General features: G+C 67.5%; 18 protein-coding genes (1 of these 18 only partly in view). 9 read left to right on the forward strand and 9 right to left on the reverse strand.

The window, feature by feature from the left end; all coding sequences use genetic code 11:
- Together JQ639_RS13090 and JQ639_RS13095 are read left to right on the forward strand one after the other, a co-directional pair.
- Nucleotides 1–374: the final stretch of an AraC family transcriptional regulator gene (locus tag JQ639_RS13090; protein ID WP_211970926.1), read on the forward strand. Its footprint begins 571 nt before the window's first position; only the last 374 of its 945 coding nucleotides appear in the window; its start codon lies off the left edge, out of view; its stop codon occupies nucleotides 372–374.
- Nucleotides 375–419: 45 nt separating this feature from the next.
- Nucleotides 420–1,229, forward strand: a complete 810-nt coding sequence (locus JQ639_RS13095) for an alpha/beta fold hydrolase (RefSeq protein ID WP_211970924.1) — start codon at nucleotides 420–422, stop codon at nucleotides 1,227–1,229.
- A gap of 73 nt (nucleotides 1,230–1,302) precedes the next feature.
- Here JQ639_RS13095 and JQ639_RS13100 read toward each other — a convergent pair whose 3' ends face one another.
- From JQ639_RS13100 to JQ639_RS13130, 7 genes are all read right to left on the reverse strand, one after another.
- Nucleotides 1,303–1,569, reverse strand: coding sequence for a hypothetical protein (locus tag JQ639_RS13100; RefSeq protein WP_211970922.1), 267 nt, complete (start codon nucleotides 1,567–1,569; stop codon nucleotides 1,303–1,305).
- Nucleotides 1,570–2,967: 1,398 nt separating this feature from the next.
- Nucleotides 2,968–4,452 (reverse strand): Asp-tRNA(Asn)/Glu-tRNA(Gln) amidotransferase subunit GatB, encoded by a 1,485-nt coding sequence (gatB, locus tag JQ639_RS13105; RefSeq protein ID WP_211970920.1) that lies wholly within the window; start codon nucleotides 4,450–4,452, stop codon nucleotides 2,968–2,970.
- Nucleotides 4,453–4,567: 115 nt separating this feature from the next.
- Nucleotides 4,568–5,911: a patatin-like phospholipase family protein gene (locus JQ639_RS13110; protein ID WP_211970938.1), complete on the reverse strand. Its 1,344-nt coding sequence runs from the start codon at nucleotides 5,909–5,911 to the stop codon at nucleotides 4,568–4,570.
- Between the two features lie 171 nt (nucleotides 5,912–6,082).
- Nucleotides 6,083–7,558: an Asp-tRNA(Asn)/Glu-tRNA(Gln) amidotransferase subunit GatA gene (gene gatA, locus JQ639_RS13115; protein ID WP_211970918.1), complete on the reverse strand. Its 1,476-nt coding sequence runs from the start codon at nucleotides 7,556–7,558 to the stop codon at nucleotides 6,083–6,085.
- On the reverse strand, nucleotides 7,555–7,779 hold the full coding sequence (locus JQ639_RS13120; RefSeq protein ID WP_211970940.1) for a hypothetical protein: 225 nt from the start codon (nucleotides 7,777–7,779) through the stop codon (nucleotides 7,555–7,557). Before JQ639_RS13120 ends, gatA begins: the two co-directional genes overlap by 4 nt.
- Nucleotides 7,780–7,802: 23 nt before the next feature.
- Nucleotides 7,803–8,090 carry an Asp-tRNA(Asn)/Glu-tRNA(Gln) amidotransferase subunit GatC gene (gene gatC / locus JQ639_RS13125; protein WP_211970916.1) on the reverse strand — a complete coding sequence of 96 codons (288 nt, stop codon included), beginning with the start codon at nucleotides 8,088–8,090 and terminating at the stop codon, nucleotides 7,803–7,805.
- A gap of 243 nt (nucleotides 8,091–8,333) precedes the next feature.
- Nucleotides 8,334–8,552, reverse strand: a complete 219-nt coding sequence (locus JQ639_RS13130; protein ID WP_211970914.1) for a hypothetical protein — start codon at nucleotides 8,550–8,552, stop codon at nucleotides 8,334–8,336.
- A gap of 51 nt (nucleotides 8,553–8,603) precedes the next feature.
- Here JQ639_RS13130 and ruvX point away from each other — a divergent pair, with 51 nt between their 5' ends.
- Together ruvX and JQ639_RS13140 are read left to right on the forward strand one after the other, a co-directional pair.
- Nucleotides 8,604–9,095, forward strand: a complete 492-nt coding sequence (gene ruvX, locus JQ639_RS13135) for a Holliday junction resolvase RuvX (protein WP_211970912.1) — start codon at nucleotides 8,604–8,606, stop codon at nucleotides 9,093–9,095.
- Between the two features lie 3 nt (nucleotides 9,096–9,098).
- Entirely contained in the window at nucleotides 9,099–10,022 is a 924-nt protein-coding gene (locus JQ639_RS13140) for an AEC family transporter (RefSeq protein ID WP_211970910.1), read from the forward strand.
- A 209-nt stretch (nucleotides 10,023–10,231) separates the two neighbouring features.
- Here the strand turns inward: JQ639_RS13140 and JQ639_RS13145 are convergent, their stop codons facing one another.
- Together JQ639_RS13145 and JQ639_RS13150 are read right to left on the reverse strand one after the other, a co-directional pair.
- Entirely contained in the window at nucleotides 10,232–11,881 is a 1,650-nt protein-coding gene (locus tag JQ639_RS13145) for an acyl-CoA dehydrogenase family protein (RefSeq protein WP_211970908.1), read from the reverse strand.
- Nucleotides 11,882–11,972: 91 nt separating this feature from the next.
- Nucleotides 11,973–12,770, reverse strand: a complete 798-nt coding sequence (locus JQ639_RS13150) for a M15 family metallopeptidase (RefSeq protein ID WP_211970906.1) — start codon at nucleotides 12,768–12,770, stop codon at nucleotides 11,973–11,975.
- A 158-nt stretch (nucleotides 12,771–12,928) separates the two neighbouring features.
- On the opposite strand from JQ639_RS13150, the gene JQ639_RS13155 reads away from it, so the two are divergent.
- The 5 genes from JQ639_RS13155 (at nucleotide 12,929) to topA (ending at nucleotide 20,227) form a co-directional block, all read left to right on the forward strand.
- Complete coding sequence (locus tag JQ639_RS13155) at nucleotides 12,929–13,882, forward strand: aspartate carbamoyltransferase catalytic subunit (protein ID WP_211970904.1); 954 nt, start codon at nucleotides 12,929–12,931, stop codon at nucleotides 13,880–13,882.
- A 4-nt stretch (nucleotides 13,883–13,886) separates the two neighbouring features.
- Entirely contained in the window at nucleotides 13,887–15,188 is a 1,302-nt protein-coding gene (locus tag JQ639_RS13160; protein ID WP_211970902.1) for a dihydroorotase, read from the forward strand.
- A gap of 119 nt (nucleotides 15,189–15,307) precedes the next feature.
- Complete coding sequence (plsY, locus tag JQ639_RS13165) at nucleotides 15,308–15,904, forward strand: glycerol-3-phosphate 1-O-acyltransferase PlsY (RefSeq protein WP_371745189.1); 597 nt, start codon at nucleotides 15,308–15,310, stop codon at nucleotides 15,902–15,904.
- 65 nt (nucleotides 15,905–15,969) lie between these two features.
- Complete coding sequence (gene dprA, locus JQ639_RS13170; RefSeq protein ID WP_371745190.1) at nucleotides 15,970–17,097, forward strand: DNA-processing protein DprA; 1,128 nt, start codon at nucleotides 15,970–15,972, stop codon at nucleotides 17,095–17,097.
- A 367-nt stretch (nucleotides 17,098–17,464) separates the two neighbouring features.
- Entirely contained in the window at nucleotides 17,465–20,227 is a 2,763-nt protein-coding gene (gene topA / locus JQ639_RS13175) for a type I DNA topoisomerase (protein ID WP_211970896.1), read from the forward strand.
- Nucleotides 20,228–20,233 lie beyond the last annotated feature (6 nt).

Genomic DNA, 20,233 nt, shown 5'->3' on the forward strand with positions numbered 1-20,233 from the left:
AGACATCGGGCCAGACAACGCCGCACCCGCGTGTCGGATGGTTCTTCGCCCTCGCCGACCGTCAGCTCGGCGCTGCGCTGCGCGCCATGCACACCGAGCCGGCCCGTCGCTGGTCCCTGGAGGAGCTCGCGCAACTGGCCGGCATGTCGCGCACGATTTTCGCCGAGCGGTTCAGGCAGCGTGTCGGCTTAACGCCGATGGCCTATCTGACGCGATGGCGGATGCTCATCGCCGGCGACCGGCTGCGCCAGTCCGGCGAGACGATCGCGGCGATCGCATTCTCGCTGGGCTATGATTCCGAAAGCGCCTTCAGCACGGCTTTCAAGAGGACGATGGCCTGTTCACCCCGGCAATACCAGCGTCAGCGCGGCTGAGTGCCAGCCCCGAAACGGCGCCTCGACCACACAAGGAGCCCTGCCATGGCGATCGATCACGACGACGACCTCGTCCAGTTTGCAGCCAGCGGCGCTCCCTCGCTGCCGCCGGCCCGTCATCAGGGCCATGTCGCAACCGGGGGAGCGCGGATCTGGCATGCCGTCTATGGCGCGGGCGCGCCGGTGATCCTGCTGCACGGCGGTCTCGGCCACAGCGGCAACTGGGGTTATCAGGTTCCGGCGCTCGTCGAAGCGGGGTATCAGGTCGTGGTCATCGACAGCCGGGGTCACGGCCGCAGCACCCGCGATGAACGTCCGTTCTCCTACGAGCTGATGGCATCGGATGTCGTGGCGGTGATGGACGAGCTGCAGCTCGGCAAGGCCGCCTTCGTCGGCTGGAGCGACGGCGCCTGTATCGCCCTCATCCTGGCGATGACCGTGCCCTCCCGCGTCTCGGCGGTGTTCTTTTTCGGCTGCAACATGGATCCGAGCGGCGCCAGGCCCATCGAGGGTCTCGGTCCGGTCATCAGCCGCTGCCTCGAGCGGCACGCCATGGATTATGCGGCCCTGTCGGCGACGCCGGACCGGTTCAAGGCCTTCAGCGAGGCCGTCACCCTGATGATGGCGACACAGCCCAACGCGTCCGCGCGTGATCTCGCCGCCATCCGCGTGCCGGTCACGATCGTGCAGAGCGAGCATGACGAGTTCATCAAGCCCGAGCACGCGGCGTACCTCGCCCGAACGATCCCGGGAGCTGAGCTGATCGTGCTGCCGGACGTCAGCCACTTCGCGCCGCTGCAACGGCCGGCGCTGTTCAATCGTGTGCTGCTGGATTTCGCTGGCCGGTTCGCCTGATCTGTCGCCGTCTCGGCGACAGATCAGTTCGGCCGGACGCAACGTCCCGCCGTGCGCCGGACCTGAGCAGGCCTCAGTGCGTGGTCACCCAGGCGCGGGCTTCGCGCTGCGCCAGCGCGATCTCGGCGTCCGACATCATCGCCGCGATCTCGCGACGCATCGACACCGCGTCCGAACGGCCCTTCAGCGCGGCGAGGTTGAACCACTTGTGGGCGGACACCAGGTCGACGACGCCGGTCCGGCCGCTCGAGCAGACGATGCCGAGGTCGAACAGAACGTCAGGATCATTGCTGGCTTCGGCAGGAATCGCCGCGGCGACATCGATCTCGAACTGCAACATGACACTTCCCCATCTTTTGCCGGCGCGGTCCGCAACGACCGTCCGCCGAAAACACCGCCGCGGCTCCTGTCCAATTGTCCGAGTGCCGCCTTCCCTGACCGCCGGTTTGGCCCGGCGTGTTGCAGGGATGATGACCCATCAAATTTGAAGAGCAGTTTAAGTATCGCGATGAATCGAAGGTGAAAGCAGGCGCCACATGGCCGCGCCCCGGGGGCAAAAAGCTGTCCGATTACAAGGCCTTCCGCGATTCGGCAGGATTCGGTTTACCGTCCGCCTTGCCGTCGCGGTAACCATCGCGCCAACCCGTCGTCCGCGCGCCGCGTGACGCACGCGAACACGCACCGGCTGCATGCAACCGGAGACCAGAACGACGATGTGCGGGGATCAAAATAAAAAAGCCGGCCCTCGGACCGGCTGCGGAAGAACGAGGGCGTCGGTGAACACGTCAGGATCGAGATCTCACGCAGACGAAGCCGCTGGTGAAATTGCGAACCGGAGTCCGCAAACGACTTGTGATCGTTTCCACCAGACCGGCCTTCATCCGAGCATACCCCGATGAAAGTGACGATCTGGTCGCCTGACCTGATGTCTCGCCGACACCCTCTTTCGTCATTCAGAGCGAGCTGTCCGATCGCCGCTTGCGCGGATCCTGAAAGGCGCCCTCAAGACGATGCCGGCAAAGCCGCCAGCAATCCATAAGGCGAAGCCTTACTTCTTCTTCTTGGCGACCTTGCGGGTCTTCTTGGCAGTCTTCTTCGCCGCGGTCTTCGCGACCTTCTTCACTGCCTTCTTCGCCTTCTTCGCTTTCTTGGCCATGTTGCCCTCCGTCAGATGTGAGATGGCTTAATCGCTTCGTGCATTCGGGAATCGAAATGCACTTCTCTTGGATTACACCAACACATGGAAAAAAACAGTGTCCCGCTTAAGGAAGTGTTGACGCCTGCGCCGCGCGTTACGACGCGCACGTTCGCGAGCGACACCGCAGCAAACGCGCGACTTCATCGTCGCGACGTGCAAGAAGTCCCGACAGCAGCGTGTCAACATCGAATAAGTGCCTTAAATTAAGGCCTATCCTGAATCAGCTTCGTTGCGCATGTTCGTTCACCAACGATTGCGGCGAGTCGCGGCGACTCGCAAAATCGCCCGTCGCGGACTCTGAGTCGGCAAAGTTGGCAACAAATTTATTTTCAGTCGTTGCGCCGCCATGCACCCGCAGCACTGGTCAAACGCGTCGCGCCGGCGCGAATCGCTGCGACCGATTCGCGAGCGAGCGACGTTGTGAAATCGTCGTTGAGGTGTCGCGACGACGCGTCGTCGTGATGATGATGGACGCGCGCGCTCCGACGACGGCGCGACATTGGCGCCGTCGCGCGATCGCTCAGTGAGCGATGCGTTCGCTCAGAGACCGAGCTTCGCCTTGAGAAGATCGTTGACCGCCTGCGGATTGGCCTTGCCGCCGGACGACTTCATCACCTGGCCGACGAACCAGCCGACCATCGCCGGCTTCGCCTGCGCCTGCGCCACCTTGTCCGGGTTGGCTGCAATGATGTCGTCGACCACCTTCTCGATCGCGCCGAGATCGGTGACCTGCTTCATGCCGCGCGCCTCGACCACCGCGCGCGGATCGCCGCCCTCGGTCCAGACGATCTCGAACAGGTCCTTGGCGATTTTGCCGGAGATGGTTCCTTCTCCGATCAGGTCGATGATCGCGCCGAGTTGCGCCGCCGACACCGGCGAGGCGGCAATATCCTTGCCTTCCTTGTTGAGGCGCCCGAACAGCTCGTTGATGACCCAGTTGGCGGCAAGCTTGCCGTCGCGCGCCTTGTCGGCGAGCGTCCCCAGCACGGCTTCATAGAAGTCGGCGCTCTCGCGCTCGCTCACCAGCACGCCAGCATCATCCGCCTTGAGACCGAAGTCGCTGATGAATCTGGCCTTCTTTTCGTCGGGCAGCTCCGGCAGATGGGCCTCGAGGTCGTCGACATAGGCTTGCGTGAACTCGAGCGGCAAGAGATCCGGATCGGGGAAGTAGCGATAGTCGTGCGCCTCTTCCTTGGAGCGCATCGAGCGGGTCTCGCCCTTGCCGGCGTCGAACAGGCGCGTCTCCTGCTCGATCACCCCACCGTCCTCGATGATGCCGATCTGGCGGCGCGCCTCGTAATCGATCGCCTGGCCGATGAACCGGATCGAGTTGACGTTCTTGATCTCGCAGCGGGTACCGAACGGCTCGCCGGGGCGGCGCACCGACACGTTGACGTCGGCGCGCAGGCTGCCCTTCTCCATGTCGCCGTCGCAGGTTCCGAGATAGCGCAGGATGGTGCGCAGCTTGCTGACATAGGCCTTGGCCTGTTCCGAAGAACGAAGGTCGGGCTTCGACACGATCTCCATCAGCGCGACGCCGGAGCGATTGAGGTCGACGAACGTCATGGTCGGGTGCTGGTCGTGCAGCAGCTTGCCGGCATCCTGCTCGAGGTGCAGCCGCTCGATGCCGACCGAAAAGGTCTCGCCCTCGGGCAGGTCGACGATCACGGTGCCCTCACCGACGATCGGCGACTTGTACTGGCTGATCTGGTAGCCCTGCGGGAGGTCCGGATAGAAGTAGTTCTTGCGGTCGAACACCGACGACAGGTTGATCCGGGCCTTGAGGCCGAGCCCGGTGCGCACCGCCTGCGCCACGCATTCCTCGTTGATTACCGGCAGCATGCCCGGCATCGCCGCATCCACCAGCGAGACGTGGCTGTTGGGATCGCCGCCGAATTCGGTCGAGGCGCCAGAGAACAGCTTCGACTTCGAGGTGACCTGGGCATGGATCTCCAGCCCGATCACGACCTCCCAGTCGCCGGTGGCGCCCTTGATCAGCTTCGAGGATTTCACGGGTGCGTTCATGGCATTGTCCAGGTTCGGGCGCGCCGGACGGCGTCCGGGCCAATGTTCAGTTTCGCTTCGCGCAACGGCGGCAGCCAGTCAAGTCCGGCGGCGCTTCCGCCCCGCGGCCGATGCGTCACAGGCCCTGCCGGAACGACTGGAACGCCGTGCTCCGGCGCAGCGCGTCGGCGCCGCCCTCGATCAGCATATCGACCTGCTCGGGCGGCAGCGCAAGGCGCGTCGGGATCGCTTCCAGCAGTCCCGAGCGCGGCGCGCCCAGCCGGTCGAAACCGATGCGGTCGACGAACGCCACCACATCGTTGCACTTCCAGCCCGGCGGCAGGCCGAGCCGGGCACGCTCGGCGGCAGACAACCCGCAGCGCCAGCGGCGCACCTTGAACGTCCAGTCGTTGATCAGCGCGCTGAACGCCGCGTAGCTCGACCGCACGCTGGCATCGATCGCGGTGTCGGCGGCGGCGGCGACAAGGTCGACGCCTGACGGCCCTTCGAGACGGTTCGCCCAGTCGCCGGACACGCCACGTCCGGCATCGACCACCAGGAACATGATCCGCCGCACCCGCGCCGCCTGATGCTCGGTCATCGGCTCGAACGGCCGCTGCGCGGCCAGGATGCCGATGCTCAGCCCGGAGAGCCCGTAGTTGTCGACGAGGCCACCATCGAGCAGCTTCACGAATTTCATGTCGCCATCGTGGTAGCGCCCGAGCGCCGACGCATAGGACCGCAGCAACGGTTGCGTGGCCGCATTGCTGCGCGCACGCTCGACCCAGTCGGGCAGCCGCGTCGCGCATCCGCCGGGAAACGTCTGCAGCACGATCGGCGCGAACGCCACCGGCACCGCGGCAGAGGCCGCGACTGCATCCGCGATGCGATAGGACGAGATGTCGCTGCACAGCGCATCGAACGTGTCCTTGCCGAAAATGAAGGGCACGCGGTTGTAGATGTCGGAGGCGTTGATCCAGACGGTCGGGCGATCCCCCCGGAACGCCGAGAAGGTCGTCCCCTCGAAGACGTTGTGGTCGAGCCAGCGCGAGAACTGGCTGTCGTTGACACCGCCGCCGAGCGCGCGGCCAAGATTGCCGAGGCTGAGCTCGGTGCGCAGCCCCTCCTCGGCATTGCGCAGCAGGAAGCGCTCGCGGAAGTCGGCCAGCGCGTTGCGCCGCTTCAGGCCATAGTAGGCTGCAGTGACCGACCCGCCGGACACGCCGGACACGAAATCGACGCGGTCGAGCAGCGTCTCCTTGCCGAAACGCACCCGCTCGAGTTCATTGAGCACGCCGAACGAGAACGCGGCAGCTCGGGTTCCGCCGCCCGAGAACGACAGCGCCAAAACTACGTCGCCATCGAACGCCGGCTCGGTGCCGACACCGATATTGGCGGGCTGCGCCGTGCCGAGCGGCTGGTTGGACGGCAGGTTGTAGACCGAGGCGCAGCCGGCCACCGCCAGCGCGCTGACCACCATGACTGCCGCAAAACGCCACCAACGCACTCTACCCACTCCCGAGCCGACGCCCCCGCCGCCCCCGCATTCCGTCCCGCGCCATCGGCGCGATCCGTCACCGTGTCTCGCAATCCCGCCGCAGCGTGAGGCGAAAACCAGAACTCCAGGTTAATGCGCGCGTGCGCGTAACCGTCACCACCACCGCTTGGGCGTAAAGTGCCCGGCCGACTTCTCGACCACCGACCCCAGCGAGATCAGCGTCTCCTCGTCGAACGGCCGGCCGATCAGCTGCAGGCCGAGCGGCAGCCCCTGGCTGTCCTTGCCCGCGGGAACCGCGATGCCCGGCAGGCCCGCCATGTTCACGGTCACCGTGAAGATGTCGTTGAGGTACATTTCCACCGGATCGGCGCCGCCGCGCTCGCCGATGCCGAACGCCGCCGACGGCGTCGCCGGCGTCAGGATGGCGTGGACGCCCCTGGCAAAGCAGTCCTCGAAGTCCTTCTTGATCAGGGTGCGCACCTTCTGGGCGCGCAGGTAGTAGGCGTCATAGTAGCCGGCCGACAGCACATAGGTGCCGATCATGACACGGCGGCGCACCTCGGCGCCAAACCCCTCGGCGCGTGTGTTCTCGTACATGTCGACGATGTTGCGGCCGGGTTCGCGCAGGCCATAGCGCACGCCGTCATAGCGGGCGAGATTCGACGACGCCTCCGCCGGCGCGACAATATAGTAGGCCGGCAGCGCGTACTTGGTGTGCGGCAGCGACACCTCGACGAGTTCGGCGCCCGCGGCCTTCAGCCATTCGGCGCCCTCGCCCCACAGCTTCTCGATCTCCGCCGGCATGCCGTCGATACGGTACTCCCTGGGAATGCCGATCTTCATGCCCTTCACCGAACGGCCGACGGCGGCCTCGTAGTCCGGCACCGGCACGTCCACGGAGGTCGTATCCTTGGGATCGTGGCCGGCCATCGAGCGCATCAGGATCGCGGTGTCGCGCACGGTCCGTGCGAACGGACCGGCCTGGTCGAGCGACGAGGCGAAGGCGACGACGCCCCAGCGCGAGCAGCGGCCATAGGTCGGCTTGAGACCGACGATGCCGGTGAACGCCGCCGGCTGGCGGATCGATCCGCCGGTGTCGGTGCCGGTGGCGCCGAGGCAGAGGTTGGCGGCGACCGCCGCGGCCGAGCCGCCGGACGAGCCGCCGGGCACGAGCCGCGTGTCCGATCCCTCGCGGCGCCATGGATTGACCACCGCACCGAACGCCGAGGTCTCGTTCGACGAGCCCATGGCGAACTCGTCATTGTTGAGCTTGCCGAGCATCACCGCACCGTCGCGCCACAGCTGCGAGGTCACGGTGGATTCGTAGGGCGGCACGAAGTTGCCGAGAATGTTCGAGCAGGCCGTGGTGCGCACGCCCTTCGTCGCGAACAGATCCTTCACGCCGAGCGGGATGCCCTCCAGGGGACCGGCCTGTCCGCTGGCGATCCGGCCATCGGCGGCGCGCGCCATCGTGCGCGCCTGTTCCGGCGTCTCCAGCACATAGGCGTTGAGCGCCCGCGCCTGCTCGATCGCCACGATGTGCGCGTCGGTCAGTTCGAGAGCGGTGAAGGATTTGGCTTGAAGTCCGTCGCGGGCATCCGACAGGGACAGCGAGGTGAGATCAGTCATTCATCAACCGGATCGCAGGAGAAAGGAGAGCGGGGCGGCACGGAGACCGCGGGCGTATGAGTCGAGAGCGTGGTGTCCGGAATCGGCTTCGAGGAGGTCAGCACCGCGAGCGCGGCGTCCATCGCCTTGTCCTGGTCGGCGTCCTTGCCCTGACGCTCCATCGCGTCGAGGTAGGCCATGTAGGCCTGATAGGCTTTCTCGTCGTCGCACAGCAGGCACATTGCGATCTCTCCGGGCTCGCCGGTTACTCGACCACCTTCGGCACCAGGAAGAAGTGATCCTCGGTGGCGGGCGCGTTGGCGACCACCCGGTCGACGATCTCGCCGTCACTGACCACGTCGTGGCGCTTCTTCATGTTCATCGGGGTCACCGACGTCATCGGCTCGACGCCGGCGACGTCGACCTCGGAGAGCTGCTCGACGAACGCCAGCATGGCGTTGAGTTCGCCCTGCAGGTGGGCGACCTCCTCGTCCTTGACCGCGATCCGTGCGAGATGGGCGATCTTGCGCACGGTGGCCGCATCGACTGACATCAACGTGATCCTCAAGGTCCGGATGCCCTCTCCGCCCATGCGAGGCCGGGAGCCGCATCCGATGGTCAAGCCTGGCGGCCATCGGGCCGCATTCAGCCGCCGTATAGAGCATTTCGGCGGCGCACGCCAACTCCATCGGCGGCCGGCCTATCCCCAGCCGGCCATCAACATGCTGATCTGCGGAGCATTTTACATATTGCCGCGGCGGGAACCGGCGGGCGCGCCGACGGCCGTCGCCATGCGTCAGGCCCGAGGCCTGGTCCACCAGCGCCGCAGGGCCACCAGCGACCAGATCGCCTCGACGACGCCGAACGGCCAGGCGCCCTGCAGAAAGCCGTACGCCGACCCCAGAGCACAGGCGGCTGCGAAGCCCAGCACGAACCAGGGACTGCGCTGCTCCAGCGCATAGCACACCAGCATCGCCGACACCGCGAACAGTCCGAACCAGGTCAATGCATCCACAGCGCCATTCCCGCTTTGCGTCGATTGCGGAGCACGTGTTAAGCGATAGCGATGCCCGCGCCAATCCTTCCTCTCATCGACGCCGCCACGCACTGGCCTGAACGTGGCGCGCTGATCGGCCTCGACCTCGGCACCAAGACCATCGGTGTCGCGGTCAGCGATCCCGACCGCCGCGTCGCGACCGGCGTCGAAACGGTGCGCCGCACCGCCTTCACCGCCGACGCCAACCGCCTGCTGGCGCTCGCCGCCGAGCGCAGCGTCGTCGGCTTCATCCTCGGCCTGCCGATCAACATGGACGGCAGCGAAGGCCCGCGCGCGCAGTCGACCCGCGCCTTCGCCCGCAACTTCGCCCGGCTGACGGATCTTGCGATCGGCCTGTGGGACGAGCGGCTGTCGACCGCGGCGGTCGAGCGCGAGCTGATCGCCGCCGACGCCAGCCGGGCCAAGCGCGCCAAGGTGATCGACGAGCATGCCGCGATCTTCATCCTGCAGGGCGCGCTCGACCGCCTCGCCACGCTGCGCCGCTCCGGTGAGACGGCCTGAGGCATGCTGGTCGTCCTGAACGCCCTGCTGCCGGTGTTCATGTTGATCGCTCTCGGCCTCGTCCTGCGCCGCACGCTGCTGCCCGAAGACGGCCACTGGCTCGGCCTCGAACGCATCGTCTACTACGTTCTGTTCCCGGCGCTGCTGATCGTGACACTGGCGCGCGCTGACCTCGCGTCCGTGCCGGCCGCGGACGTCGGCTTCGCGCTCCTGCTCGCCGCGCTCGCCACCTCCGCGCTGAGCCTCGTGATCCGGCCGTTGCTCGCCCGCCTCGGCGTCGACGGCCCGGCCTTCACCTCCGTGTTCCAGGGCGCGACGCGCTTCCAGACTTATGTGGCGCTGTCGGTCGTCGGCAATCTCTATGGCGCCCTCGGCCTGACGCTGGCCTCCGTCGCCACGGTCGCGATGGTGCCGATCCTCAACGTGCTCAGCGTCGCGGTGATGACGCGCTATGCGGCGTCGACGCCGCTGACGCGCTGGCAGGTGCTCGGCCTCATCGTGCGCAATCCGCTGATCTGGGCCTGCCTGATCGGCATCGCCATCAGCCTGACGCGCCGGCCGGTTCCTGCACCGGTTTTTCAGTTCGGCAATGCGCTCGGCAGCGCCTCGCTCGCCGTCGGCCTGCTTGTCACCGGCGCCGGCCTGCGGCTCGATGGCCTGCTGCGCGTCGGGCCGGCGACGGTCGCGGCCGTCGTGCTCAAGCTCGCGGTCATGCCGCTGATCGCCGCCAGCCTGGCGCTGGTGTTCCACCTCGACGGCGCCAATCTCGCGGTCGTCGTCTGCTGCGCCGCGGTGCCGACCTCGTCGAGCGCCTATGTGCTGGCGCGCCAGATGGGCGGCGACGCGCCGTTGCTGGCGCAGATCATCACCCTGCAGACCGCGCTGGCCGCGATCACCATGCCGCTCGCGCTGGCCTTGGTGCGTTAAACCGCGATTTGAAACGACATAATCCGTCACCCTGAGGTGGCCATGCAAAGCATGGCCCTCGAAGGGCGACGGCCCGAGCTGCAAGGTGGGACGACCCAAGCTGCGAGGTCCGGGCCTTCCATCCTTCGAGGCGCGCAAGAGCGCGCACCTCAAGATGACGGAGTTACGGAGTATAAGGTCAGGATGACGGATTACTTTGGCCGCGCGGCCTACCCCTCCGGCAGCGCCCGCGCCAGCAGGCCGCGGCTCTCATCAACCGACAGATCGGCCGAGCCATAGAAATCGCCGCGTGCATCCGTCAGGCGGGTGCGGGCGAATAGCTCGGCATGCGCCGGATGAATGCCGTTCAAGGCCGCCGTGGCAGCCAGCAGCGCCAGCTTCTCGACCGCGGCGCGCGCGAGACGCTCACTGTCGGCGCCACGCAAGGCTTTCGCCACGAACGCAACGGCGTCTGCGGCGCCCGACAGGCCCAGCGTCTCGCCGGCGAGCCCAGCCAGCACCGCCTGTGCCGCGTCCTGCTCGCGCGCCAGCGCCCGCAGCACATCGAGGCACATGACATTGCCCGAGCCTTCCCAGATCGCGTTGACCGGCGCCTCGCGGTAATGGCGCGCCAGAATGCCGTCCTCGACATAGCCGTTGCCGCCAAGGCACTCCATCGCCTCATAGAGGAAGCCGGGCGCGCTCTTGCAGGTCCAGTACTTCACCACCGGCGTCAGCAGCCGCATCCGCGCCGCCTCGCCGGCGTCGGCCGGAGCACGGTCGAAGGAATGACAGAGGCGGAACGTCAAGGCCGTCGACGCCTCGACATGCAGCGCCATGTCGGCGAGCACGCTGCGCATCAGCGGCTGGTCGGCGAGATGCTTCTGGAACACGCTGCGGTGACGCGCGTGATGCAGCGCATGCGCGAGCCCCGAGCGCATCAGGCCGCTGGAGGCGATGGCGCAGTCCTGGCGCGTCAGCGACACCATCTGGATGATGGTGGGCACGCCGCGCCCCTCCTCGCCGAGCCGCAGCGCATACGCGCCGGTGAACTCGACCTCGGACGATGCATTGGAGCGGTTGCCGAGCTTGTCCTTGAGGCGCTGGAAATGGATCTCGTTGACCCGCCCGTCAGGCGTGAAGCGCGGCATGAAGAAACAGGTCAGCCCGCCCTTGGCCTGCGCCAGCACCAGGAAGGCGTCGCACATCGGCGCCGACATGAACCACTTGTGGCCGGTGATGCGGTAGGCGTCGCCGTCGGGCTCGGCACGGGTCATGTTGGCGCGCACGTCGGTGCCGCCCTGCTTCTCGGTCATGCCCATGCCCATGGTCATGCCACGCTTCTGCGGCCACGGCGCGAACGCCGGATCGTAGCTGCGGGTGCCGAGCACCGGCATCACCGCAGCGAGCAGCGCCGGGTCGGTCGCCAGCGCTCCGACCGCGGCGCGCGTCATGGTGATCGGACACAGGTGCCCGGTCTCGACCTGGGAGGCGATGAAGAATTTCGCCGCGCGGATCACCTCCGCGCTGCCGCCCGCCGGGCCGCCCTGTGCGCTCCAGGTCGAGTTATGCAGGCCGCCATGGGCGCTGTGCGCCATCAGCTCGTGGTAGGCCGGGTGGAATTCGACGACGTCGCGGCGAAAGCCCTTGGCGTCGAACAGGCGCAGCTTCGGACCGTTCTCGTTGGCGATGCGACCGCGCTCGGCCATCGCCGCCGAACCCCAGTGGCCGCCGAAGGCCGCGAGCTCGTCCTGCGCGCCATCGCCCGCCGCCGCCCGCACCGCCTCGACCAGCGGCCGGTCCAGCGCGAACAGGTTGACGTCCTCGAATGGCGGGGACTGGTTGAGGACTTCGTGGGTCGCGAACGGCGCGTTCGTCATGAAGCTGGGTCCTGTCGAAACGAATGGTTGCAGGAGACTATGCCTTTCGCGCCCGCTTTGCATCAGGACCGCTCGCGGCGAACGGGCGCGGTCAGCGCGTGGCCGGCCTGATGGCGAAATCCTGCGCCGCGCCGGCCGCCCCCGGCAGCGAGAAGTGCCACCACTCCTTGGCGTAGTTGACAAAGCCGTGCTTCGCCATGGCCGCGACCAGCAGCTGCCGCCAGCGCCGCTGCGCCGGCGTGATGCCGGCGGCTGCCGTGTGCGCCTTGATGTCCGAGCAGTCGTAGCCGGTTCCCATGTCGACGCTGTCATCGGGCGCGCGGCGGGCGGCGTCCGCCGTGCAATCGCCGTAGAGGCGGTTCGGATCGAACGGGGCCGCCACGGATGCGGCGCGCTGCACCAGCGTCAGATCGACGGCGGCGCCGGTGGAATGACCGGAGCGCTCGGCGATGTAGCCGAGGCGGAACAGGTCCGCCTTGCGGAACGCCGGATTGTAGGCGTGCTGGGCCGGCGTCTCGACGCCATCGCGGGACCACGCCACCATCGCCTGCACCGCTCGCACCGGCCGGTAGCAGTCGTAGACCTTCAGCGACAGCCCCTGGCGCGCGAGATCGCCTTGCACCAGTGACAGTGCCTCCGCCACCGGCCGCTTCACGATGCATTCGGCGGCCTCGTAGCCCGGCAGCCGCCGGCCGACGAAATTGTTGACCCCGGCATAGCGGATATCCTGGCGGATGGTCGGGGCGACGGCGCGCAGATAAATAAAGTCATCCGGCAACCGTTGGGCGGTCGCCGCGCCGGTCGCGCCGGCCAGAACCACCGCCAGCGCCGCCCATGCGCCCCACCGCCGGCAAACGGCGGCGAAACCGTGGACTGCGGCGCGTTCCATTTTCATCTCCCGATCAAGGAAAAGTCACCGACCACGCAGGCCCGGCAAAAGCAAGCCGGCGCGGCGGCGGCCCTTGCGGCGCGCAAACGGGGGATAAGTCGGCGGCCGGGAATTCCACCTTGCCCCGCTTTGCAACTGTCCCTATAGGTCTTGCTTTAATGACCGCAGCACCGAAATCGTCCTTTGTCTTCGCCCACCGGCATTTGCTGGGGATCGAAGGCCTTTCCCATCACGACATTTCCGGCCTGCTCGACCTCGCCGAAGAGTATGTCGAGCTCAACCGCCAGGTCGACAAGAAGCGCTCCGACCTGCGCGGGCGCACCCAGGTCAACCTGTTCTTCGAGGCCTCCACCCGCACCCAGTCGTCGTTCGAGATCGCCGGCAAGCGTCTCGGCGCCGACGTCATGAACATGTCGGTGTCATCGTCCTCCATGCGCAAGGGCGAGACCCTGATGGACACCGCGGTTACGCTGAACGCGATGCACCCGGACATTCTGGTGGTGCGCCACCACGCCTCCGGCGCAGTGGAACTGCTCGCCCGCAAGGTCGACGGCTCGGTGATCAATGCCGGCGACGGCGCCCACGAGCATCCGACCCAGGCGCTGCTCGACGCGCTGACCATCCGCCGCAACAAGGGCCGGCTCGAGGGCCTGCTGATCGCGATCTGCGGCGACGTCATGCATTCGCGCGTGGCGCGTTCCAACATCATCCTGCTCAACACCATGGGTGCGCGGGTGCGCGTCGTCGCCCCCTCCACCCTGCTGCCGCCGGGCATCGAGCGCATGGGCGTCGAGGTCGCGCGCGACATGCGCGAGGGCCTCAACGGCGCTGATATCGTCATGATGCTGCGCCTGCAGCGCGAGCGCATGAACGGCTCGCTGATCCCCTCCAGCGGCGAGTACTTCCAGTATTTCGGGCTCGACCAGAAGAAGCTGTCCTACGCCAAGCCGGACGCGCTGGTGATGCACCCCGGACCGATGAACCGCGGCGTCGAGATCGACTCCATCGTGGCCGACGGCGCGCAGTCGCTGATCCGCGAACAGGTCGAGATGGGCGTCGCCGTGCGCATGGCGGTGCTGGAAGCGCTCGCCCGCAACCTGCCGAACGCGTGATGCCATGCTGACCGACCGCCGCCCCATCCTGCTCGCCAACGCGCACATCATCGATCCGTCGCGCGACCTCGACGGCCCCGGCGACGTGCTGATCGCCGACGGCGTCATCCGCGACGCTCGCCGCGGCATCGGCGCCGCCGGCGTCCCCGAGGGCACCGACATCGTCAACTGCGCCGGCAAGGTCGTCGCCCCCGGCCTGATCGACATGCGCGCCTTCGTCGGCGAACCCGGCGCGAGCCATCGCGAATCCTTTGCGTCCGCGAGCCGCGCCGCTGCCGCCGGCGGCATCACCACCATCATCTGCCAGCCCGACACCTCGCCGGTGATCGACAACTCGGCGACGGTGGACTTCGTGCTGCGCCGCGCCCGCGACACCGCGATCGTCAACATCCATCCGATGGCGGCGCTGACCAAGGGGATGCGCGGCGAGGAGATGACCGAGATCGGCCTGCTCAAGGCCGCAGGCGCCGTCGCCTTCACCGACGGCAGCCACAGCGTGATGAACGCCCAGGTGATGCGCCGCGCGCTGACCTACGCCCGCGACTTCGACGCGCTGATCGTGCACCACACCGAGGACCCGCAGCTGGTCGGCGACGGCGTCATGAACGAAGGCGAATTCGCCTCGCGCCTCGGCCTGCTCGGCATCCCCACGGCCGCCGAGGCCGTGGTACTGGAGCGCGACATGCGCCTCGTGGCGCTGAGCGGCGGCCGCTACCATGCCGCCTCGATCTCCTGCGCGGAGTCGCTGGAGATCCTGCGCCGCGCCCGCGACGCCGGCCTCAACGTCAGCGCCTCGGTCTCGATCAACCACCTGACGCTGAACGAGAACGACATCGGCCCCTATCGCACCTTCCTCAAGCTGGCGCCGCCGCTGCGCAGCGAGAACGACCGCCTGGCCCTCGCCGCCGCGGTGGCGTCGGGCCTGATCGACGTGGTGATGTCGGACCACAATCCACAGGATGTCGAGACCAAGCGCCTGCCGTTCGCGGAGGCCGCGGCCGGCGCCATCGGGCTCGAGACCATGCTGCCGGCGGCGCTGCGCCTCGTGCACAATGACGGCCTCAAGCTGCCCGCCCTGATCCGCGCCATGTCGACGCGGCCGGCCGAGCTGCTCGGCCTGCCCGGCGGCACGCTGCGCCCCGGCGCGCCGGCCGACATCATCGTGATCGACACCGAGGTGCCGTGGGTGCTCGATCCCGCCGACCTCAAGTCGGCCTGCAAGAACACGCCTTTCGACGAGGCGAAATTCTCAGGCCGGGTCGAGCGCACCATCATCGGCGGCCGCACGGTGTTCGAGCTGGTCTGACGCGGCCGGACATGTGCTGCGGTGCGCAGTGAACCAGATCTCCTCACCAATCATGAGGAGAAATATCCAATGATGTGGCAGGATGTCCCGATCGCTCGGCTCCACCGCAAGGAAATGCAATGTCGCGTGAACTGATGCTGCTGGCGGCTCTCGCGCTCGGCTACCTCCTGGGATCGATCCCGTTCGGGCTGATCCTGACCAGGCTCGCCGGCGGCGGCGACATCCGCGCCATCGGCTCCGGCAACATCGGCGCCACCAACGTCCTGCGCACCGGCCGCAAGGGCCTCGCCGCAGCCACCCTGGTCGGCGACCTGCTCAAGGGTACGGTCGCGGTGATCATCGCCGGCTTCACGGCCGGGCCGGAGGCCGCCATGGCGGCGGCGCTCGGCGCCTTCCTCGGCCATCTCTTCCCGGTGTGGCTCAATTTCAAGGGCGGCAAGGGCGTCGCCACCTATATCGGCGTGCTGCTCGGGCTGTTCTGGCCGGCGGCTCTCGCCTTCGCCGTGGTCTGGCTGGCCACCGCCGCGACCTCCCGCTACTCCTCGCTCGCGGCGCTGGTCGCCAGCGCAGTGACGCCGCTGTCGCTGTGGTGGTTCGGCCACTATCCGCTGGCGGTTCTGTTCGTGGTGCTGACGTTGCTGCTGTGGTGGAAGCACCGCCCCAACATCGAGCGCCTGATGAACGGCACCGAGAGCCGGATCGGCGGCAAGGGCTGACCTGGTCTCCCCGAAGCGATTGTCGCCATGACAAAGTTGCGCGACACTGATCTCCCGCCGGGGAGATCGACGTGGACAGCCAGCCGCTCGACGTTTCATCGCTGACCGACACGGAGCGGCGCGACTGGCTGCGGCTGATCCGCAGCGAGCATGTCGGCCCCCGGACCTTCCACATGCTGCTGCGCCGCTGCGGCAGCGCATCCGCCGCGCTCGGCGCCCTGCCTGAATTGGCACGCCGCGGCGGCGCCGTGCGGGCGGGCCGGGTCTGCAGCGTCGCGGACGCGGACCGCGAGCTCACTGATGCGCAGCGGCTCGGCGTACGCCTGCTCGCCTGCACCGAGACCACCTACCCGTCCCGCCTGGTACAGATCGACGATCCGCCCCCGCTGCTTGCCGTGCACGGCGCGATCGAGGCGCTGCAGCGGCCGATGCTCGCCATCGTCGGCGCGCGCAATGCCTCCGCTGCCGGGCAGAAGTTCGCGCAGACGCTGGCCCACGATCTCGGCGACGCGGGCTTCGTCGTCGTCTCGGGACTCGCGCGCGGCATCGACCAGGCCGCGCATCGCGCCGCGCTCGCCGGCGGCACGGTCGCGGTGCTGGCCGGCGGCCTCGACCGCATCTATCCGCCTGAGCATGCCGACCTGTTTGCCGCAATCACGCGGTCGGCGGGATGCGCTGTTTCGGAGATGGCGCTCGGCCATACCGCACGCGCCCACGACTTTCCGCGCCGCAACCGCCTGATCTCGGGCCTGTCGCTCGGCGTCGTGGTGGTGGAAGCGGCGGAGCGCTCCGGCTCGCTGATTACCGCACGCTTCGCCGCCGAACAGGGCCGCGAGGTGTTCGCGGTGCCGGGATCGCCGCTCGATCCGCGCTGCGCCGGCACCAACGGCCTGATCAAGCAGGGCGTGGCGCTCATCACCTCGGCCGCCGACGTCATCGATGTCGTGCAGCCGATCCTCGGGCAGTGGCAGCCGGCGATGCGCGAGCCCGACGCCGATCCGCCCGGCATCGATCCGGACACAGGCGAGCGCAGCCGCATCGTCGCCCTGCTCGGTCCCACGCCCGTGAGCATCGACGATCTCATCCGCCTGTCGGGCAGTTCGCCCGCCGTGGTGCGTACGGTGTTGCTGGAGCTCGAGCTCGCTGGCCGGCTCGAACGGCCCGGCGGCAGCCTCGCCGCACTGCGCGGCTGATCGCGGACTGCCCCGGCTGTCGTCATCACGCCAGAAAGATGCTGCCGCGTTGTGGCCCGACAATTCAGGCAGCTGCAGTTTTGCCGCTCGCCACGGACGAGCGCAGCTGACGGACGGATACCCCCGGCCCATCTGCGGTGCTAAAATACCGCTAAAAACGACACGTCCACAGGTTGTGAATCTCTGAACGCAAAACCATATGTATATGAAATTGGCCTGAAATCGGCCTGCAGCCTTGCCGGTTCCTTAAGCGATCACCGGATGTCCATTTGACAGGACCGGCCGATTTACCCATGTATCGGCCAGCGTGGCCGGCGCGACTCTCGCGGAATCGGCTTGCATTCTTCCCATAAGTTATTGGAAAGACATGAATATCGTTATTGTCGAGTCGCCCGCAAAGGCCAAGACGATCAATAAGTATTTGGGGTCGTCCTACGAGGTTCTGGCCTCGTTCGGCCATGTTCGCGACCTGCCGGCCAAGAATGGATCGGTGGATCCAGAGTCCAATTTCAAGATGATCTGGGAAGTCGACGCCAAGGCGGCCGGCCGGCTCAACGACATCGCCCGCGCCGTCAAGGGCGCCGACAAGCTCATCCTGGCGACCGACCCTGATCGCGAGGGAGAAGCCATTTCCTGGCACGTCCTGGAGGTGCTCAAGGAAAAGCGCGCGCTCAAGGACCAGGAAATCGAGCGTGTGGTGTTCAACGCCATCACCAAGCAGGCCGTCACCGAGGCGATGAAGCATCCGCGCCAGATCGACGGCGCCCTGGTCGACGCCTACATGGCGCGCCGGGCGCTCGACTACCTGGTCGGCTTCAACCTCTCCCCGGTGCTGTGGCGCAAGCTGCCCGGCGCCCGCTCCGCCGGCCGCGTGCAGTCGGTGGCGTTGCGCCTCGTCTGCGACCGCGAGCTGGAGATCGAGAAGTTCGTCGCCCGCGAGTACTGGTCGCTGGTCGCGACGCTGTCGACGCCGCGCGGCGACAATTTCGAGGCTCGCCTCGTCGGCGCCGACGGCAAGAAGATCCAGCGCCTGGACATCGGCTCGGGCGCGGAAGCCGAAGACTTCAAGAAGGCGATCGAGGCGGCGAACTTCACCGTGTCCACGGTGGAAGCCAAGCCCGCGCGCCGCAACCCCTACGCCCCGTTCACGACCTCGACGCTGCAGCAGGAAGCGAGCCGCAAGCTCGGCTTCGCGCCGGCGATTACCATGCGCATCGCCCAGCGCCTCTATGAAGGCGTCAATCTCGGCGGCGAAACCACCGGCCTCATCACTTATATGCGTACCGACGGCGTGCAGATCGCCAACGAGGCGATCGTCCAGGCGCGCAAGGTGATCGGCGAGGACTACGGCCGCGAGTACGTGCCGGAGCAGCCGCGCCAGTACCAGACCAAGGCCAAGAACGCCCAGGAAGCGCACGAAGCCATCCGCCCGACCGACCTGTCGCGCCGTCCGCGCGACATGGCCAAGAAGCTCGATCCGGACCAGGCCAAGCTCTATGAGCTGATCTGGCTGCGCACCATCGCCAGCCAGATGGAATCGGCCGAGCTCGAGCGCACCACCGTCGACATCACCGCCAAGGCCGGCGCCCGCACGCTGGAGCTGCGCGCCACCGGCCAGGTGGTCAAGTTCGACGGCTTCCTCGCGCTCTATACCGAAGGCACCGACGACGCCGGCGACGACGACGACAGCCGCCGCCTGCCTGCCATGAGCGAGGGCGAAGCGCTCAAGCGCGAGGGCCTCGCGGTCAACCAGCATTTCACCGAGCCGCCGCCGCGCTTCTCCGAAGCCTCGCTGGTCAAGCGCATGGAAGAGCTCGGCATCGGCCGCCCCTCGACCTACGCCTCGATCATTCAGGTGCTCAAGGACCGCGGCTATGTGAAGCTCGACAAGAAGCGGCTGCACGGCGAGGACAAGGGCCGCGTCGTGATCGCGTTCCTGGAAAACTTCTTCGCGCGCTATGTCGAGTTCGACTTTACCGCGAACCTCGAAGAGCAGCTCGACCGCATCTCCAACAACGAGATCTCCTGGCAGCAGGTCCTCAAGGACTTCTGGCAGGACTTCGTCGGCGCCATCAACGACATCAAGGACGTGCGCGTCTCGCAGGTGCTTGACGTGCTGGACGAGATGCTGGGTCCGCACATCTACACCCCGCGCGAGGACGGCGGCGATCCGCGCCAGTGCCCGACCTGCGGCACCGGCCGGCTCAACCTCAAGGCCGGCAAGTTCGGCGCCTTCGTCGGCTGCTCGAACTATCCGGAATGCCGCTACACCCGCCCGCTCGCCTCTGGCGGCGAAGGCGGCGGCGACCGCGTGCTCGGCCAGGATCCGGACACCGGCTTCGACGTCGCGGTGAAGTCGGGCCGGTTCGGACCCTACATCCAGCTCGGCGAGCAGAAGGACTACGCCGAGGAGGAGAAGCCCAAGCGCGCCGGCATTCCCAAGGGCATGTCGCCGGGCGATGTCGAGCTCGAGCTCGCGCTCAAGCTGCTGGCGCTGCCACGCCAGGTCGGCATCCATCCCGAGGATGGCGAGCCGATCAAGGCCGGCATCGGCCGCTTCGGTCCCTACGTCCAGCACAACAAGACCTATGCCAGCCTCGAGGCCGGCGACGACGTCTACACCATCGGCCTCAACCGGGCGGTGGCGCTGATCGCCGACAAGATCGCCAAGGGCCCGAGCAAGCGCCGGTTCGGCGCCGATCCCGGCAAGCCCGTGGGCGAGCATCCCGAGCACGGCACCATCAGCCTCAAGAGCGGCCGCTATGGTGCCTATGTGACCGCTGCCGGCATCAACGCCACCATCCCGTCCGACAAGGCGCCGGACGCGCTGACGCTGGCCGAGGCCATCGCGCTCATCGACGAGCGCGCGGCCAAGGGTGGCGGCAAGAGCGGCGGCAAGAAGGCCGCGCCGAAGAAGGCCGCCAAGGCCAAGGCCCCGGCCAAGGGCAAGACCGCCAAGGCCGCCGACGGCGAGGACGGCAAGCCGGCCGCCAAGGGCAAGTCCACGGCCAAGCCGGCGGCCAAATCCGCCGCCAAGACGGCCAAGCCCCGCACCGCTGCGGCGCCGAAGGCGGTCAAGGCGCCGGCCAAACCCATTGCAAAGAAAGCCGCGGGAAAAGCCCGCGGATGAGGCATG

Origin of the sequence: Bradyrhizobium sp. U87765 SZCCT0048 (assembly GCF_018131225.1) — a bacterium.
GTDB lineage: Bacteria > Pseudomonadota > Alphaproteobacteria > Rhizobiales > Xanthobacteraceae > Bradyrhizobium_A.